This is a genomic window from Kitasatospora sp. NBC_01246 (assembly GCF_036226505.1).
In the GTDB taxonomy this organism is placed as follows: domain Bacteria; phylum Actinomycetota; class Actinomycetes; order Streptomycetales; family Streptomycetaceae; genus Kitasatospora.
This window is the reverse complement of record NZ_CP108484.1, coordinates 4,624,746-4,645,834: the sequence shown is the minus strand read 5'-3', so window position 1 is coordinate 4,645,834 and position 21,089 is coordinate 4,624,746. Positions and strand designations below refer to the sequence as shown.

At 71.4% G+C, this 21,089-nt stretch carries 2 pseudogenes; both read left to right on the top strand.

Going from position 1 to position 21,089, the window contains the following annotated elements:
- Positions 1-2 precede the first annotated feature (2 nt).
- Positions 3-8,318, top strand: a pseudogene (locus OG618_RS20380) (amino acid adenylation domain-containing protein); the annotation flags it as partial.
- A 125-nt stretch (positions 8,319-8,443) separates the two neighbouring features.
- A pseudogene (locus OG618_RS20375) lies at positions 8,444-21,064 on the top strand (amino acid adenylation domain-containing protein); the annotation flags it as partial.
- Positions 21,065-21,089 lie beyond the last annotated feature (25 nt).

The following is a 21,089-nucleotide window of genomic DNA, read 5'->3' as shown; positions in this document are numbered from 1 at the left end:
GAATGAACACCGGCGACATGAAGTCGACCAAGCAGGACGTGGCAGCGCAGCGCGAGGAGCTGCTGCGGCGCCGGCTGGCCGGCAAGCGGGGCGGTCGCCGGTCCCTGATCACCACGGTTGATCGGGACCAGCCGCTGCCCGTCACGTTCGGTCAGCAGCAGATGTGGTTCCTCAACCGCCTGGAGCCCGACAGCGCCGAGTACCTGGTACCGCTGGCGCTGCGGCTCGACGGGACGCTGGATCGCGCCGCCCTGCGCGCGGCGTGGACGGAGATCGTCGCCCGCCACGAGATCCTGCGGACCCGCTACCTGCTGGCCGGCGAGGAGCCGGTCCAGATCGTCGACGCTCCCGCGGCCCCGCCGTTCCCCGTCGTGGACCTGGCGGACGTCCCCGTCCAGGACCGCGAGGCGCGGGCCCGGGAGCTCGCCGAGCAGGAGATCGTCACCCCGTTCGACCTGGAGCGCGACTGGCCGGTCCGCGCCCGGCTGCTCGCCCTCGCCGAGGACCGGCACATCCTGGTCGTCACCTTCCACCACATCGCGTGCGACGCCTGGTCGATGGGCGTCTTCGCGGAGGAACTCGGCGCCCTGTACACCGCGTTCACCACCGGCGCGCCCTCCCCGCTCGCCCCGCTGCCGGTCCAGTTCGCCGACTTCGCCGCCTGGCAGCGCAGGGAGCTGAGCGGTGACGTGCTCGACCGCCAGCTCGACTACTGGCGCGGCCGGCTGTCCGACGTCCCGGTCATCGACCTGCCCACCGACCGCCCCCGCCCCGCCCGCCGCGAGTCCGCCGGCGACGCCGTCACCTTCACGATCCCGGCCGAACTCGCCGAGCGGGCCCAGCAGGTGGCTGCCGAGAACGACGTCACCCGGTTCGTCGTCCTGCTCACCGCCTTCCAGTCGCTGGTCTCCCGCTACACCCGCACCACCGACATCCCCGTCGGCGTCACCGTCTCCGGCCGCGCCCGCCCCGAGCTCCAGCGGCTGATCGGCTACGGCATCAACGTCGTGGTCAACCGCCTCGACTGGCAGGGCGACCCGACCTTCCGCGAGCTGCTCGCGACCGGCCGCCGCACCATGCTGGACGCCTACGAGCACCAGTCCGTGCCGTTCGCCCGCCTCGTCGACGAGCTGCAGCCGAACCGCGACCTCTCGCGCACGCCGCTGTACCAGGTCGACTTCATCCTCCGCGAGCACCAGGCGCCCACCTTCGAGCTGCCCGGCCTGACCGTGCGCCCCGAGTCCGCCGACCGGATCGCCAAGGTCGACCTCACCCTGGACATCACCGACGGCGTGAACGGGCCGCTGGAGGCCCGGCTCTGCTTCGCCACCGCCCTCTTCGACCGCGGCACGATCGAGCGGATGGCCGCGCACTACCTGAACCTGCTGGCCGGCCTCACCGCGACGCCGGACGCCCGGCTCTCCGCGATCGACTTCCTGCCGGCCGCGGAGCGTGAGCTGCTGCTCGACACCTGGAACACCGCCGTCGAGCAGCCGGTGGACGACTGCGTCCACGAGCTGTTCGCCGCCCAGGCCGCCCGCACCCCGGACGCCATCGCGCTGACCAGTGGTTCGTTTAAGCTCACCTACGCCGAGCTGGACGAGCGGGCGAACCGCATCGCCCACCACCTCATCGCCCTCGGCGCTGGCCCCGAGCGGATCGTCGGCCTCTCGCTGGAACGCGGACCCGACCTCATCCCGGCCCTGCTGGGCATCCTGAAGTCCGGCGCCGCCTACCTGCCGCTCGACCCGGCCAACCCCGCCGACCGCCTCGCCTACATGCTGGCCGACGCCAAGGCCGACCTGCTCGTCACCCACTCCGCCCTCGAAGAGCTGGAGTTCACCGGCACCCGCGTCCTCGTCGACGTCCACGCGGCCGAGATCAACGCGTGCCCGGCGACCCCGCCGGTCACGGACGTGCGTCCGGACAACCAGATCTACGTCATCTACACCTCGGGCTCCACCGGCCGGCCCAAGGGCGTCAGCCTCACCCACGCCAACGTCGCCCGCCTGTTCACCGCGGCCTGCGAACGCATCGACTTCACCGCCGACGACGTGTGGGCCCTGTTCCACTCCTACGCCTTCGACGTCTCCGTCTTCGAGATGTGGGGCGCCCTCCTCCACGGCGGCCGCCTCGTCGTCGTCCCCACCATGGTCGCCCGCTCCCCCCAGGACATGGCCGACCTGCTCACCACCGAGCAGATCACCATGCTCTGCCAGACCCCCTCCGCATTCCGCACCCTCGCCACCACCCTCACCACCAGCACCGACGCCGGAACCGGCACCGCCCTGCGCACCGTCGTGTTCGCCGGCGAACGCCTCGACGTCACCGAACTCACCGACTGGACCCGCACGTTCGGCTGGAACAACCCGGCCCTCGTCAACATGTACGGCCCCACCGAGACCACCGTCTACGCCACGTTCCACCAGGTCACCCCCGCCGAACTCACCGGCCCCCGCCGCAGCGTCATCGGCACCCGCCTCACCGACCTCACCATCCACCTCCTCGACCGAGCCGGCCACCCCGTCCCCATCGGCGTCCCCGGCGAACTCCACGTCGGCGGCCCCGCCGTCGCCCGCGGCTACCTCAACCGCCCCGAACTCACCGCCGAGCAGTTCGTGCCGGACCCGTACGGCCCCGCCGGCACCCGCCTCTACGCCACCGGCGACCTCGCCCGCTACCTCCCCGACGGCACCATCGACTACCTCGGCCGCATCGACAACCAGATCAAACTGCGCGGCTACCGCATCGAACTCGGCGAGATCGAAACCGCCCTCATCGCCCTGGACCACATCCACCAGGCCGTCGCCATCGTCCGCGACGACACCCTCCTCGCCTACCTCGTCACCGACAACGCCCGCGTCGACCTCACCACCGTGCGCCGCGAACTCGCCACCACCCTCCCCGAATACATGATCCCCGCGGCGTTCGTCACCCTCGACGCCATCCCCCTCAACAGCAGCGGCAAGACCGACCGCCGCGCCCTCCCCACCCCCGACCTCAACGCCTTCACCACCAGTAACCACACCGCCCCCCGCACCCCCGTCGAGGAACGCCTCGCCGCCGTCTGGGCCCAGGTCCTCGGCCTGCCCCAGGTCGGCGTCGAGGACAGCTTCTTCGACCTCGGCGGCGACTCCATCCGCGCCGTCCGCCTCACCGGAGCCCTCCGCGCCGCCGGCTACGACATCACCATCCGCGACGTCTTCCAGCAGCGCACCATCGCCGCCCTCGCGGCCCGGATCGGTGACGGCACCGGCGAGTCCCTGATCACCGCCGTCGAGCCCTTCGCCCTCATCGGCGACGACGACCGCGCGGCCCTCCCGGCCGACGTCGTCGACGCCTACCCGCTCTCCCAGGTCCAGACCGGCATGCTCGTCGAGATGCTGGCAGCGACCCACGGGCGGAACGTCTACCAGAACATCACCTCCTTCCGCCTTCCGGACCGCCAGGCGTTCTCGCCGGACGCCCTGCGCGGCGCCGTCGAGCTGATCACCGCGCGCCACGAGACGCTCCGCAGCTCGATGCACCTGGACGGGTTCTCGCAGCCGCTCCAGCTGGTGCACGCGACCGCCGGGATCCCGGTCACCGTCCATGACCTGCGCGGCTCGACCGCCGAGCAGCAGGCCGAGCACGGCCGTGCCTTCGCCGCCGCCGAGCACGCCGCCGCGTTCGAGCTCACGACCGCTCCGCTGATGCGCGTCGCCGCACACCTGGAGTCCGACGAGTCCTGGTACCTGACCCTCACCTACCCGCACGCCATCACCGACGGCTGGTCCGTCAACTCGATGCTGGTGGAGCTCCTGGGCGACTACCAGGCGCTGCGGGACGGCCGCGAGCCCGCCGCCCCGGCGCCGCTCCCGGTGCGCTACGCGGACTTCGTCGCCGCCGAGCAGACCGCGCTGGCCGACCCGGCGACCCAGGCCTTCTGGCAGCAGGTCGTCGACACCCACAGCCCGCTGGTCCTGCCCGCCACCTGGGGCGGTGACGCGGGCGGCCGGACCGGTCTGCAGGTGCCGTTCGCGGACCTGGAGGAGGGGCTGCGCAAGCTCGCGGCCGAAGCGAAGACCTCGCTCAAGAGCGTCATGCTGGCCGCGCACCTCAAGGTGATGGGCAGCCTCACGGCCGAGGACGCCTTCCACACCGGCGTCGTCTACCACGGCCGCCTGGAAGCACCGGGCGCCGACCGGGTGCTCGGCATGCACCTCAACACCCTGCCGTTCCCGACCACTCGGGGCGCGAAGACCTGGCGTGAGCTGGTCGAGCGGACCTACGCCACCGAGACCGCCATCTGGTCCCACCGCCGCTACCCGCTGCCCGCCATCCAGCGCGCCGCCGGCAGCAGCGGCGAGCTGGTCTCCGTGATGTTCGACTTCCACGACTTCCACCAGCTGGACGCCGATGAGGTCGACACCTCCGCCGAACTGCGGGAGAGCGCAAACGAGTTCGGGCTGACCGTCATCACCCGTGACGGGCGCTTCCACCTCAGCAGCACGACCGAGGCCTTCGGTGCCGAGGGCCTGGAGCGGTTGGGTGGGTTGTACCGGTCGGTGTTGGAGGCGATGGCGGCGGATCCGGAGGGTGACGCGCGTGTGGTGCCGTTGTCCGGGGCCGAGGTGGCGGTGTTGTCCGCGCCGGGGCGTGAGGTGGTGTGGTCGACGGCCAGTGCGCCGGAGGCGTTCGCGGCCCGGGTCGTGGAGTCGCCGGACGCGGTCGCGGTGGTGGTCGGTGATGTGGAGCTGACGTACGGGCAGGTGGCTGAGCGGGCGGCGCGGTTCGGTGCCCTGTTGCGGGCCGCTGGTGTCGGTCCGGAGAGCGTGGTGGGTGTGTGCCTGCCGCGTGAGGCGGATCTGGTGCCGCTGCTGCACGGCGTCTGGCGGGCCGGTGGCGCGTATCTGCCGATCGATCCGGCGCTGCCGGGTGAGCGGATCGACTACATGCTGGCGGACTCGGGCGCGGCGGTGCTGGTCACCGTGAGCGGCCGGTCGGTGGAGTTCGCCGGGACCAGGATCGACCTGGACACGGTGGTGTTCGACGAGCCGCCGACCCTTGCCGTGCCGGGTGTGGTGGTTCCGGAGCAGTTGGCGTACGTGCTGTACACGAGTGGTTCGACGGGGCGTCCGAAGGGCGTGATGATCGGGCACGGTGCGCTGCACAATCTGCTGGCGTCGGTGCGGGACGACCTGGGTGTGCCGGATGGGTCGGTGTGGCTGGCCTCGACGTCGGTGTCGTTCGACATCTCGGGTCTGGAGCTGCACCTGCCGTTGGTCACGGGTGGCCGGGTGGTGCTGGCGCGGGACCATGAGGTGAAGGATCCGGCGGCGCTGATCGCTCTGGTCGGGGCGCATGGGGTGAGTCATGTGCAGGCGACGCCGTCGGCGTGGCGGCTGCTGCTGGAGGCGGGTTTCGAGGAGCGTTCGGTCACCGCGCTGACGGGTGGCGAGCCGTTGCCCGGGCACCTGGCGTCCGCCTTGTCGGCGGTCACGCGGCGGGTGGTCAATGTCTACGGTCCGACGGAGACGACCATCTGGTCGAGCTTCTGGGACGTCCCCGAGGAGCCGGAGACCATCGCCATCGGCCACCCGTTGGCCAACACCGGCGTCTATGTCCTGGACGAGGGGCTGCGGCTGCTTCCGTCGGGGGTGACGGGTCAGTTGTTCATCGACGGTGACGGGGTGGCCCGGGGTTACCACGGGCGGGCGGACCTCACGGCGGAGAGGTTCCTGCCGAACCCGTTCGGGGCGGCGGGTTCGCGGCTGTACGCGACGGGTGACCTGGCGCGGTTCCTGGCGGACGGCAGTCTGGAGTGCCTGGGCCGGATCGACAGCCAGGTCAAGATCCGTGGTTACCGTATCGAGCTGGGTGAGATCGAGACGGTCCTGAGCGGGTTGGAGCAGGTCCGCCAGGCCGTCGTGACCGTCCACGACGAGGCCCTCGTCGCGTATGTCGTGCCCGCCGGCGGCAGGGTGGACGCGGGGGAGCTGCGGGCCCGCCTCGCCGAAACCCTGCCCGAGTACATGGTCCCGGGCGCGTTCGTGACGATCGACGCCGTCCCGCTGAGCAACAGCGGCAAGGTCGACCACCGCGCCCTCCCCGCCCCCGGCCTGGACGCGTTCGCCACCGGCGGCTACACCGCCCCGCGTACTCCGGTCGAGGAGCGTCTGGCCGCGGTCTGGGCCGAGGTCCTCGGCCTGCCGCGGGTCGGCGTCGAGGACAGCTTCTTCGACCTCGGCGGCGACTCCATCCGCGCCGTCCGCCTCGTCGGAGCCCTGCGCGCCGCCGGCTACGACATCTCCATCCCCGATGTCTTCCAGCAGCGCACCATCACCGCCCTCGCGGCCCGGATCGGTGACGGCACCGGCCACTCCCTGATCACCGCCGTCCAGCCCTTCGCCCTCATCGGCGACGACGACCGCGCGGCCCTCCCCGCCGACGTCGTCGACGCCTACCCGCTCTCCCAGGTCCAGACCGGCATGCTCGTGGAGATGCTCGCGGCACAGGGTGGCAACACCTACCACAACCTGAACTCCTTCCTCGTCCCCGACGAAGTCCCCTTCGACGCAACGACGTTCCGCCGCGCCCTCGACACGGTGGTGGCCCGGCACGACATCCTGCGCACCTCGATGCACCTGGACGGCTACAGCCAGCCCCTCCAGCTCGTCCACGCCACCGCCGAGGTCCCGGTCGCGATCCACGACCTGCGTGCGCTCGCCGCCGAGGAGATCGCGGCGCGCAAGCAGGAGTACATGACCTCCGAGCGCGCCCTGGGCTTCGAGCTGGCCGAGGCGCCGCTGGTGCGCATCGCCGTCCACCTGGAGTCCGACCGGGCCTGGCGCCTGACGTTCAGTCACATCCATGCCGTCACCGAGGGGTGGAGCTACCACACCCTGGTGATGGAGATCCTCGCCTGCTACCGCAGCCTGCGGAACGGCGAGCAGCCGGCCGTCTACGAGGTGCCGTCGGTCCGCTACGCGGACTTCATCGCCGCCGAGCAGACCGCGCTGGCCGACCCGGCCACCCAGGCCTTCTGGCAGCAGCTCGTCGATGCCCACAGCCCGCTGGTCCTGCCGACCTCCTTCGGCACCCCGGACGCCGGCGTCGAGCAGCTGCATGCCCGGGTGCCCTACACCGACATCGAGGACGGCCTGCGTCGTCTCGCCGGCGAGGCGAAGACGTCGCTGAAGAGCGTCCTGCTGGCCGCGCACCTCAAGGTGATGGGCAGCCTGACGGCCGAGCACGCCTTCCACACCGGCGTCGTCTACCACGGCCGCCTGGAGGCGCCCGGCGCGGACCGGGTGCTCGGCATGCACCTCAACACCCTGCCGTTCCCGACCACTCGGGGCGCGAAGACCTGGCGTGAGCTGGTCGAGCAGACCTACGCCACCGAGACCGCCATCTGGTCCCACCGCCGCTACCCGCTGCCCGCCGTCCAGCGCGCCGCCGGCAACTCCGGCGAGCTGGTCTCCGTCCTCTTCGAGTACCTGGACTTCCACGTCGTCGACGAGAACTCCGTCGACCTGGACGGATCGATGGGCGACGGCGCCAACTCGTTCGCCCTCAACGTGATCGTGCGTGGCGGCCGAATCAACCTCGACAGCATGAGCACCGCGATCGACCGGGCGAACCTGAACTCCCTGGGTGAGCGTTACCGGCTGGTGCTGGAGGCGATGGCCGCCGACCCCAACGGCGACGCGACCCTCTCCCACCTGCCCGAGACCGAGCGCACCCAGCTCACGACCTGGGCCGCGGGCGACCCCGTCGACTGGCCGCAGGGCCTGACCGTCGACCTGATCGAAGCCCAGGCCGCCGCGACGCCGGACGCCGTCGCCGTCATCGCCGGGGAGACCCGGCTGACCTACGCCGAGGTGGACCAGCGCGCCAACCGCATCGCCCACCACCTGCTCGCGCTCGGCGCGGGACCGGACGTCCTCGTCGGTGTCTGCCTGGAGCGCGGCCCCGACCTCGTCCCCACCCTCCTCGGTGTGTGGAAGGCCGGCGCCGCTTACCTGCCGCTGGACCCGTCCTGGCCCGCCGACCGCCTCGCCTACGTCCTCACCGACACCGCGACCCCGGTGATCGTCACCTCCGCCGCCCTGGCCGACACTGTCGGCGCCCAGTACGACGGCACCCTCGTCGTCGTCGAGCGCGAGCAGGCGACCATCGGCCAGTACCCGGCGACCGCACCCCGGCGCGCCCTGGACGGCCAGAACCTCGCCTACGCCATCTACACCTCAGGCTCCACCGGCCGCCCCAAGGGCGTCCTCGTCCACCACCACGGCCTCGCCAACTACCTCAACCACACCACCCACCTCTACGCCGCTGCCGGAACCGGCGGCGCACCCCTCTTCTCCTCCATCGCGTTCGACCTCGGCATCCCCAACCTCTTCACCCCCTCCTCACCGGCCAGCCCCTCACCCTCCTCCCCGACAGCCTCGACACCGCGAGCCTGGGCACGGCACTGGTGGAAGCCGGACCGTTCTCCTTCATCAAGCTCACCCCCGGCCACCTCGACCTCCTCACCCACCAACTCACCCCCACCCAGGCACGCGACCTCGCCGGCGTCGTCATCGCCGCGGGCGACAACTTCCCCCTCACCCTCGCCCAGCGCTGGCAGGACCTCGCCGGCCCCCACGGCACCCGCCTCGCCACCGAGTACGGACCCACCGAGATCACCATCGGCAACTCCGGCTGCCCCGTCGACACCACCCTCACCCTCGAAGCCGTCCCCCTCGGCACACCCTTCCCCAACACCGGCATGCACGTCCTCGACGAGCACCTCCACCCCGTCCCCGTCGGCGTCCCCGGCGAGATCCACATCGACGGCACCGGCATCTCCCGCGGCTACCACCACCGCCCCGACCTCACCGCGGAGAAGTACCTCCCCAACCCCCACGGCCCCGCCGGCACCCGCCTCTACCGCACCGGCGACCTCGCCCGCTTCCTCCCCGACGGCACCCTCGAAACCCTCGGCCGCATCGACAACCAGGTCAAGATCCGCGGCTACCGCATCGAACTCGGCGAAATCGAAGCCCGCCTGCGCGAACACCCCCACATCACCGACACCGTCGTCACCGTCCGCGAGAACACCAACGGCGAGAAGACCCTCGTCGCCTACCTCGTCACCGACACCGTGCTCGATGCTCCGGTACTGCGCGCCGAACTCGCCGACAAGCTCCCCGAGTACATGGTCCCGACCGCCTACCTGACGATCGACGCCATCCCCCTCACCGCCAACGGCAAGATCGACACCCGCGCCCTCCCCACCCCCGACCTGGACGCGTTCGCCACCAGCGGCTACACCGCCCCCCGCACCCCCGTCGAGGAACGCCTCGCCGCGGTCTGGGCCGAGGTCCTCGGCCTGCCCCAGGTCGGCGTCGAGGACAGCTTCTTCGACCTCGGCGGCGACTCCATCCGCGCCGTCCGCCTCGTCGGCGCCCTGCGCGCCGCCGGCTACGACGTCACCATCCGCGACGTCTTCCAGCAGCGCACCATCACCGCCATGGCCGCAGCCCTCCCCGGCAACGGCACCGGCGAATCCCTCATCACTGCCGTCCAGCCCTTCGCCCTCATCGGCGACGAGGACCGCAAGGCCCTCCCGGCCGACATCGTCGACGCCTACCCGCTCTCCCAGATCCAGACCGGCATGCTCGTCGAGATGCTCGCGGCCGAGTCCCGGGACGTCTACCAGAACATCAACTCCTTCCGCCTGCCCGACCCGAAGGCCTTCGACGCCGCAGCGTTCCGCCGCGCCGCCGACCTCGTGGTGGCCCGGCACGACATCCTGCGCACCTCGATGCACCTGGAGGGCTTCAGCCAGCCGCTTCAGCTCGTCCACGCCGACGTCGAGATCCCGGTCGCCATCCACGACGTCCGCAGCCTGACCGAGGCCGAGGTGACGGCCCTCACGCTCGCCTACGTCGAGCAGGAGCACCGGAACGGCTTCGAGCTGACCGCCGCCCCGCTGCTGCGCATCTCGGTGCACGTCGAGTCGGACCAGGCCTGGCGCCTGACGTTCAGTCACATTCACGCCATCACCGAGGGGTGGAGCTACCACACCCTCCTGATGGAGCTGCTCGCCTGCTACCGCAGCCTGCGGGACGGCCTTGAGCCGGCGGCCTACGAGGTGCCGTCGGTCCGCTACGCGGACTTCATCGCCGCCGAGCAGACCGCGCTCTCCGACCCGCAGACCCAGGCGTTCTGGCAGCAGGTCGTCGACACCCACAGCCCGCTGGTCCTGCCGGACGGCTTCGCCGAGTCCGACTTGAACGGCGTCGCGGACCGCAACCACGTCCACATCCCGTTCGCGGACCTGGAGGACGGCCTGCGCAGGCTCGCGACCGAGGCGAAGTCCTCGCTCAAGAACGTGCTGCTCGCCGCGCACCTCAAGGTGCTCGGCAGCTTCACCGCCGAGGACGCCTTCCACACCGGCGTCGTCTACCACGGCCGCCTGGAAGCACCGGGCGCCGACCGCGTGCTCGGCATGCACCTCAACACCCTGCCGTTCCCCACCACGCGCGGTGCCGCGAGCTGGCGCGAGCTGGTCGAGCGCACCCACGCGACCGAGACCGCCATCTGGTCCCACCGCCGCTACCCGCTGCCCGCCATCCAGCGCGCCGCCGGAGGCAACCGGGAACTGCTGAACGCCCTCTTCGAGTACCTCGACTTCCACCTCGTCGACAAGTCCTCGGTCGACGTCGAGGGCACGATGGTCGACGGCACGACCGAGTTCGGCTTCAGCGTCATCACGGTCGGCGGCAAGCTCGACCTCGCGGGTGCGACCAATGTGATCAGCTTGGCGAACCTGCAGCGCCTGGGCGCCATGTACCGGCTGGTGCTGGAGGCGATGGCCGCCGACCCCAACGGCGACGCGACCCTCTCCCACCTGCCCGAGTCCGAGCGCACCCAGCTCACGACCTGGGCCGCGGGCGACCCCGTCGACTGGCCGCAGGGCCTGACCGTCGACCTGATCGAAGCCCAGGCCGCCGCGACTCCGGACGCCGTCGCCGTCATCGCCGGGGACGTCCGCCTCACCTTCCGCGAGGTCGACGAACGCGCCAACCGCATCGCCCACCACCTGCTCGCGCTCGGCGCGGGACCGGACGTCCTCGTCGGTGTCTGCCTGGAGCGCGGCCCCGACCTCGTCCCCACCCTCCTCGGTGTGTGGAAGGCCGGCGCCGCTTACCTGCCGCTGGACCCGTCCTGGCCCGCCGACCGCCTCGCCTACGTCCTCACCGACACCGCGACCCCGGTGATCGTCACCTCCGCCGCCCTGGCCGACACTGTCGGCGCCCAGTACGACGGCACCCTCGTCGTCGTCGAGCGCGAGCAGGCGACCATCGGCCAGTACCCGGCGACCGCACCCCGGCGCGCCCTGGACGGCCAGAACCTCGCCTACGCCATCTACACCTCAGGCTCCACCGGCCGCCCCAAGGGCGTCCTCGTCCACCACCACGGCCTCGCCAACTACCTCAACCACACCACCCACCTCTACGCCGCTGCCGGAACCGGCGGCGCACCCCTCTTCTCCTCCATCGCGTTCGACCTCGGCATCCCCAACCTCTTCACCCCCCTCCTCACCGGCCAGCCCCTCACCCTCCTCCCCGACAGCCTCGACACCGCGAGCCTGGGCACGGCACTGGTGGAAGCCGGACCGTTCTCCTTCGTCAAGCTCACCCCTGGCCACCTCGACCTCCTCACCCACCAGCTCACCCCCACCCAGGCACGCGACCTCGCCGGTGTCGTCATCGCCGCGGGCGACAACTTCCCCCTCACCCTGGCCCAGCGCTGGCAGGACCTCGCCGGCCCCCACGGCACCCGCCTCGCCACCGAGTACGGACCCACCGAGATCACCATCGGCAACTCCGGCTGCCCCGTCGACACCACCCTCACCCTCGAAGCCGTCCCCCTCGGCACACCCTTCCCCAACACCGGCATGCACGTCCTCGACGAGCACCTCCACCCCGTCCCCGTCGGCGTCCCCGGCGAGATCCACATCGACGGCACCGGCGTCTCCCGCGGCTACCACCACCGCCCCGACCTCACCGCAGAGAAGTACCTCCCCAACCCCCACGGCCCCGCCGGCACCCGCCTCTACCGCACCGGCGACCTCGCCCGCTTCCTCCCCGACGGCACCCTCGAAACCCTCGGCCGCATCGACAACCAGGTCAAGATCCGCGGCTACCGCATCGAACTCGGCGAAATCGAAGCCCGCCTGCGCGAACACCCCCACATCACCGACACCGTCGTCACCGTCCGCGAGAACACCAACGGCGAGAAGACCCTCGTCGCCTACCTCGTCACCGACACCGTGCTCGGCACCACCATCGACACCGCGGCACTGCGCGCCGAACTCGGCGACAAGCTCCCCGAGTACATGGTCCCGACCGCCTACCTGACGATCGACGCCATCCCCCTCACCGCCAACGGCAAGATCGACACCCGCGCCCTCCCCACCCCCGACCTGGACGCGTTCGCCACCAGCGGCTACACCGCCCCCCGCACCCCCGTCGAGGAACGCCTCGCCGCGGTCTGGGCCGAGGTCCTCGGCCTGCCCCAGGTCGGTGTCGAGGACAGCTTCTTCGACCTCGGCGGCGACTCCATCCGCGCCGTCCGCCTCGTCGGCGCCCTCCGCGCCGCCGGCTACGACGTCACCATCCGCGACGTCTTCCAGCAGCGCACCATCACCGCCATGGCCGCAGCCCTCCCCGGCAACGGCACCGGCGAATCCCTCATCACCGCCGTCCAGCCCTTCACCCAGATCTCGGACGAGGACCGCAAGGCCCTCCCGGCCGACATCGTCGACGCCTACCCGCTCTCCCAGATCCAGACCGGCATGCTCGTCGAGCTGATGTCCACGGAGAACGAGCACGTCTACCGGAACATCAACTCCTCGCGCATCCCGGACACCCACCCCTTCGATGCCGAGGCCTTCCGCCGCGCCGCCGACCTCGTGGTCGCCCGGCACGACATCCTGCGCACCTCCATGCACCTGGACGGCTACAGCCAGCCGCTTCAGCTCGTCCACGCCGACGTCGAGATCCCGGTCGCCGTCCACGACCTGCGCGGTCTGAGCCAGGCCGCGATCGCCGAGCAGGCCCGGGCCTACGTCGAGCAGGAGAACGGCACGGGCTTCGAGCTGACCACGGCCCCGCTGATGCGGTTCGCGGCGCACGTCGAGTCCGACCAGGCCTGGCGCCTGACGGTCAGTCACCTGCACGTGATCACCGACGGCTGGACCATCAACTCGCTGCTGATGGAGTTCCTCAGCACCTACCAGGCGCTGCGGGACGGCCTTGAGCCGGCGGCACACGAGGTGCCGTCGGTCCGCTACGCCGACTACATCGCCGCCGAACAGGACGCGCTCTCCGACCCGCAGACCCAGGAGTTCTGGCAGCAGGTCGTCGACACCCACAGCCCGCTGGTCCTGCCCGCCACCTGGGGCGGCGACCCGGGCGAGTCCGTTACGGCCCGGGTGCCGTTCGCGGACCTGGAGGACGGCCTGCGCAGGCTCGCGGCCGAGGCGAAGACCTCGCTCAAGAGCGTCATGCTGGCCGCGCACCTCAAGGTGCTCGGCAGCCTCACCGCCGAGGACGCCTTCCACACCGGCGTCGTCTACCACGGCCGGCTGGAGGCGCCGGGCGCCGACCGGGTCTTCGGCATGCACCTCAACACCCTGCCGTTCCCGACGACTCGGGGCGCGAAGACGTGGCGCGAACTGGTCGAGCGGACCCATGCGACGGAGACCGCCATCTGGTCGCACCGCCGCTACCCGCTGCCCGCCGTCCAGCGCGCCGCCGGGAACAGCGACCTGATCAACGTCATGTTCGAGTTCCAGGACTTCCACCAGGTCGACACCGACGCGGTGGACGTCGAGGCCTCACTCAACCAGGGCACCACGGAGTTCGCCCTCAACGCGATCGCCAGCGGTGGCGCCGTTCAGCTGGGCGGCTCCTCGGAGTTCTTCACCGCGGCGAACCTGGAGCGGCTGGGCGCGATGTACCGGTCGGTGCTGGAGGCGATGGCCGCCGACGCCGACGGCGACGCCCGCGCCGCCCACCTGCCGGCCGACGAACTCTCCCGGCTGCTCGACACCTGGAACACCGCCGTCGAGCAGCCGGTCGAGGACTGCGTCCACGAGCTGTTCGCCGCCCAGGCCACCCGCACCCCCGACGCCATCGCGCTGACCAGCGGCTCGGCCCACCTGACCTACGCGGAGCTGGACGAGCGGGCCAACCGCATCGCCCACCACCTCATCGCCCTCGGCGCCGGCCCCGAGCGGATCGTCGGCCTCTCCCTGGAACGCGGACCCGACCTCATCCCGGCCCTGCTGGGCATCCTGAAGTCCGGCGCCGCCTACCTGCCACTCGACCCGGCCAACCCCGCCGACCGCCTCGCCTACATGCTCACCGACGCCAAGGCCGACCTGCTCGTCACCCACTCCGCCCTCGAAGAGCTGGAGTTCACCGGCACCCGCGTCCTCGTCGACGCCCACGCGGCCGAGATCGCGGCCCGCCCGGCCACCGCACCCGTGACCGGCGTGCGTCCGGACAACCAGATCTACGTCATCTACACCTCAGGCTCCACCGGCCGACCCAAGGGCGTCAGCCTCACCCACGCCAACGTCGCCCGCCTGTTCACCGCCACCCGCGACCAGCTGGCCCTCTCGGCGAACGACGTGTGGGCCCTGTTCCACTCCTACGCCTTCGACGTCTCCGTCTTCGAGATGTGGGGCGCCCTCCTCCACGGCGGCCGCCTCGTCGTCGTCCCCACCATGGTCGCCCGCTCCCCCCAGGACATGGCCGACCTGCTCACCACCGAGCAGATCACCATGCTCTGCCAGACCCCCTCCGCATTCCGCACCCTCGCCACCACCCTCACCACCAGCACCGGCAGCGGCACCGGCACCGCCCTGCGCACCGTCGTGTTCGCCGGCGAACGCCTCGACGTCACCGAACTCACCGACTGGACCAGCACGTTCGGCTGGAACAACCCGGCCCTCGTCAACATGTACGGCCCCACCGAGACCACCGTCTACGCCACGTTCCACCAGGTCACCCCCGCCGAACTCACCGGCCCCCGCCGCAGCGTCATCGGCACCCGCCTCACCGACCTCACCATCCACCTCCTCGACCAAGCCGGCCACCCCGTCCCCATCGGCGTCCCCGGCGAACTCCACGTCGGCGGCCCCGCCGTCGCCCGCGGCTACCTCAACCGCCCCGAACTCACCGCCGAGCAGTTCGTGCCGGACCCGTACGGCCCCGCCGGCACCCGCCTCTACGCCACCGGCGACCTCGCCCGCTACCTCCCCGACGGCACCATCGACTACCTCGGCCGCATCGACAACCAGATCAAACTGCGCGGCTACCGCATCGAACTCGGCGAAATCGAAACCGCCCTCACCGCCCTGGACCACATCCACCAGGCCGTCGCCATCGTCCGCGACGACACCCTCCTCGCCTACCTCGTCACCGACAACACCGGGTTCGACCTCACCACCGTGCGCCGCGAACTCGCCACCACCCTCCCCGAATACATGATCCCCGCGGCGTTCGTCACCCTCGACGCCATCCCCCTCAACAGCAGCGGCAAGACCGACCGCCGCGCCCTCCCCACCCCCGACCTCAACGCCTTCACCACCACCGGCTACACCGCCCCCCGCACCCCCGTCGAGGAACGCCTCGCCGCCGTCTGGGCCCAGGTCCTCGGCCTGCCCCAGGTCGGCGTCGAGGACAGCTTCTTCGACCTCGGCGGCGACTCCATCCGCGCCGTCCGCCTCACCGGAGCCCTCCGCGCCGCCGGCTACGACATCACCATCCCGGACGTCTTCCAGCAGCGCACCATCGCCGCCATGGCCATCGCGGTCGGCGACGGCACCGGCGAGTCCCTGATCACCGCCGTCCAGCCCTTCGCCCTCATCGGCGACGACGACCGCGCGGCCCTCCCGGCCGACATCGTCGACGCCTACCCGCTCTCCCAGGCGCAGACCGGCATCCTGGTGGAGGTCATGTCCGCGGTCGACCGTGCGGTCTACCACAACATCGACTCCTTCCGGCTGCCCGACCCGCAGCCGTTCGACGCCGAGGCCTTCCGCCGCGCCGTCGACACGGTGGTGGCCCGGCACGACATCCTGCGCACCTCCATGCACCTGGACGGCTACAGCCAGCCCCTCCAGCTCGTCCACGCCGCCACCGAGGCCCCGGTGGCCGTGTACGACCTGCGCGGTCTGACCGAGGCCGAGATCACGGAGCGTGCGCTCGCCTACGCCGAGGAGGAGCGGGCCCGCGGGTTCGAGCTCACGACGGCTCCGCTGCTGCGGTTCGCCGCACACGTCGAGTCCGACCGGGCGTGGCGCCTGACGATCAGCCACAACCACGCGGTCAGCGACGGCTGGACGCTCAACTCGCTGCTGATGGAGCTCCACGGCGCCTACCGGGCACTGCGGGACGGCCTTGAGCCGGCGGCCCACGAGCCGGTTCCGGTGCGCTATGCCGACTTCGTCGCCGCCGAGCAGACCGCGCTGGCCGACCCGGCGACCCAGGCCTTCTGGCAGCGCGTCGTCGACGCCCACAGCCCGCTGGTGCTGCCCGCCACCTGGGGCGGTGAGCCGGGCGAGCGCCTCGGGGTCCGGGTGCCGTTCGCGGACCTGGAGGACGGCTTGCGCAGGCTCGCGGCCGAGGCGAAGACCTCGCTCAAGAGCGTGCTGCTGGCCGCGCACCTCAAGGTGCTCGGCAGCCTCACCGCCGAGGACGCCTTCCACACCGGCGTGGTCTACCACGGCCGCCTGGAGGCCCCCGGCTCCGACCGGGTGCTCGGCATGCACCTCAACACCCTGCCCTTCCCGACCGACCGGGGCGCGAAGACCTGGCGCGAACTGATCGAGCGGACCTACGCCACCGAGACCGCCATCTGGTCCCACCGCCGCTACCCACTGCCCGCCATCCAGCGCGCCGCCGGCAGCTCCCGCGACCTGCTCACCGTCCTCTTCGACCACCACGACTTCCACCAGGTCGACACCGACTCCGTCGATGTCGAGGCCACCATGGCGGGCGGTTCGAACGAGTTCGCGCTGATGGCGATCCCGCAGGGCGGGCACGTCAACCTGAGCAGCTCGACGGAGTTCTTCACGGCGGCGAACCTGGAGCGGCTGGGCGCGATGTACCGGTCGGTGCTGGAGGCGATGGCCGCCGACGCCGACGGTGACGCCCGCGCCGCCCACCTGCCGGCCGACGAACTCTCCCGGCTGCTCGACACCTGGAACACCGCCGTCGAGCAGCCGGTCGAGGACTGCGTCCACGAGCTGTTCGCCGCCCAGGCCGCCCGCACCCCGGACGCCATCGCGCTGACCAGTGGCTCGTTTAAGCTCACCTACGCCGAGCTGGACGAGCGGGCCAACCGCATCGCCCACCACCTCATCGCCCTCGGCGCCGGCCCCGAGCGGATCGTCGGCCTCTCGCTGGAGCGCGGACCCGACCTCATCCCGGCCCTGCTGGGCATCCTGAAGTCCGGCGCCGCCTACCTGCCACTCGACCCGGCCAACCCCGCCGACCGCCTCGCCTACATGCTGGCCGACGCCAAGGCCGACCTGCTCGTCACCCACTCCGCCCTCGAAGAGCTGGAGTTCACCGGGACCCGTCTGTTCGTCGACGTCCACGCGGCGGAGATCAACGCGTGCCCGGCGACCCCGCCGGTCACCGGTGTCCGTCCGGACAATCTGATCTACGTCATCTACACCTCGGGCTCCACCGGCCTGCCCAAGGGCGTCAGCCTCACCCACGCCAACGTCGCCCGCCTGTTCACCGCCACCCGCGAGAACTACCGCTTCGGCCCCACCGACGTCTGGCCGCTCTTCCACTCCTACGCCTTCGACGTCTCCGTCTGGGAGATGTGGGGTGCCCTCCTCCACGGCGGCCGACTCGTCGTCGTTCCCTCCGCGATCGCCCGCTCCCCGCACGACATGCTCGACCTGCTCACCACCGAACAGGCCACCATCCTCTGCCAGACCCCCTCCGCGTTCCGCACCCTCACCCAGCTCGCCGCCGACAACGACCCCCGGATCGACGAACTCGCCCTACGTGCCATCGTCTTCGCCGGCGAACGCCTCGAAATGACCGAACTGCGTCCCTGGACCGACCGCGTCGGCACCCAGCACACCGCACTCGTCAACATGTACGGCATCACCGAGACCACCGTGCACTCCACCTACCACCGCATCACCGACACCGACGTCACCCGGACCGCGCACAGCCCCGTCGGCTCCCCGATGGACGACACCGCCATCCACCTCCTCGACGCCCGGGGACACCTCGTCCCGACCGGCGTCCCCGGCGAGATCCACGTCACCGGCCCCGCCGTCGCCCGCGGCTACCTCAACCGCCCCGCACTCACCGCCGAACGCTTCCTCCCCAACCCCCACGGACCCGCCGGCTCCCGGCTCTACCGCTCCGGCGACCTCGCCCTGCGCCTGCCCGACGGCACCCTCGAATCCCTCGGCCGGATCGACAAGCAGGTCAAGATCCGCGGCTACCGCATCGAACTGGGCGAAATCGAAGCCGCGCTCACCCAACACCCCACCGTCCGCCAGAGCGTCGTCACCGTTCGCGACAGCCACACCAACGGCGAGAAGATGCTCGTCGCCTACGTCGTCCCGGCCACCGACACCGTCCTCGACGCGACCGCGCTCCGCACCCACCTCGGGACCTCACTGCCCGAGTACATGGTCCCGGCCGCGTTCGTCACCCTGGACACGATTCCGCTGACCACCAACGGCAAGGCCGACACCCGCGCCCTCCCCGCGCCCGACCTGGACGCCTTCAGCACCACCGGCTACACCGCCCCGCGTACTCCGGTCGAGGAGCGCCTGGCCGCGGTCTGGGCCGAGGTGCTGGGTCTGCCGCAGGTCGGTGTGGAGGACAGCTTCTTCGACCTCGGCGGCGACTCCATCCGCGCCGTCCGACTCGTCGGAGCCCTCCGCGCCGCCGGCTACGACATCACCATCCCGGACGTCTTCCAGCAGCGCACCATCGCCGCCATGGCCATCGCGGTCGGTGACGGCACCGGCGAGTCCCTGATCACCGCCGTCCAGCCCTTCGCCCTGATCGGCGAGGACGACCGCGCGGCCCTCCCGGCCGACATCGTCGACGCCTACCCGCTCTCCCAGATCCAGACCGGCATGCTCGTCGAGATGCTCGCGGCACAGGGCGGCAGCACCTACCGGAACATCAACTCGTTCCGCCTGCCGGACGCGTTGTCGTTCTCGCCGGACGTCCTGCGCCAGGCCGTCGACACGGTGGTCGCCCGGCACGACATCCTGCGCACCTCGATGCACCTGGACGGCTACAGCCAGCCCCTCCAGCTCGTCCACGCCACGGCCGAGGTCCCGATCACCACGCACGACCTGCGCGGACTGACCGAGGCCGAGGTCACGGAGCGCACGACCGCCTACGTCGAGCAGGAGCGGGCGACGGGCTTCGACCTGACCGCCGCCCCGCTGCTGCGCATCGCCGCACACGTCGAGTCGGACCAGAGCTGGCGCCTGACGTTCAGTCATATCCATGCCGTCACCGAGGGGTGGAGCTACCACACCCTGGCGATGGAGATCGTGACCCTCTACCGCAGCCTGCGGAACGGCGAGCAGCCGACCGCCTACGAGGTGCCGGCGGTCCGCTACGCGGACTTCATCGCCGCCGAGCAGACCGCGCTGGCCGACCCGGCCACCCAGGCCTTCTGGCAGCAGCTCGTCGATGCCCACAGCCCGCTGGTCCTGCCCGGTTCCTGGGGTGAGGGCGAGCGCCACGGGAACGAGCGCCACGGTGTCCCGGTCCCGTTCCTGGACCTCAAGGACGGACTGACCCGACTGGCCACCGCCGCCAAGACCTCGCTCAAGAGCGTGCTGCTGGCCGCGCACCTCAAGGTGCTCGGCAGCCTGACGGCCGAGGACGCCTTCCACACCGGCGTGGTCTACCACGGCCGGATGGAGGCACCGGGCGCCGACCGGGTGCTCGGCATGCACCTCAACACCCTGCCCTTCCCGACTACCCGGGGCGCGAAGACCTGGCGTGAGCTGGTCGAGCAGACCTACGCCACCGAGACCGCCATCTGGTCGCACCGCCGCTACCCGCTGCCCGCCGTCCAGCGCGCCGCCGGCAGCTCCGGCGACCTGGTCTCGATCCTCTTCGAGTACCTGGACTTCCACCTCGTCGACGACGGCCCCATCGACACCGATGGCTCGCTGGGCGACGGCGCCAACGAGTTCGCCCTCAACGTGCTGGCCCGCCCGGACCGGGTGAACCTCAGTGCCCCGACCGCCGTGGTGGGTCGGGAGTGGCTGGGCCTGCTGGGTGAGCGTTACCGGCTGGTCCTGGAGGCGATGGCCGCCGACCCCAACGGCGACGCGACCCTCTCCCACCTGCCCGAGACCGAGCGCGCCCAGCTCACGACCTGGGCCGCGGGCGACCCCGTCGACTGGCCGCAGGGCCTGACCGTCGACCTGATCGAAGCCCAGGCGCAGGCCACGCCCGACGCCATCGCCGTCATCGCCGGGGACGTCCGCCTCACCTACCGCGAGGTCGACGAACGCGCCAACCGCATCGCCCACCACCTGCTCACCCTCGGCGCCGGACCGGACGTCCTCGTCGGCGTCTGCCTGGACCGCGGCCCCGACCTCGTCCCCACCCTCCTCGGCGTCTGGAAGGCCGGCGCCGCCTACCTCCCCCTCGACCCGTCCTGGCCCGCCGACCGCCTCGCCTACGTCCTCACCGACACCGCCACCCCGATCGTGGTCACCTCCGGCGCCCTCACCGCCACCCTCACCCCCGTCTTCGACGCCACCCTCGTCGTCCTCGAACGCGACCACCGCCGCATCGACCGCCACCCCACCACCACCCCCCAGCGCACCCTCGACGGCCAGAACCTCGCCTACGCCATCTACACCTCAGGCTCCACCGGCCGCCCCAAGGGCGTCCTCGTCCACCACCACGGCCTCGCCAACTACCTCAACCACACCACCCACCTCTACGCCGCTGCCGGAACCGGCGGCGCACCCCTCTTCTCCTCCATCGCGTTCGACCTCGGCATCCCCAACCTCTTCACCCCCT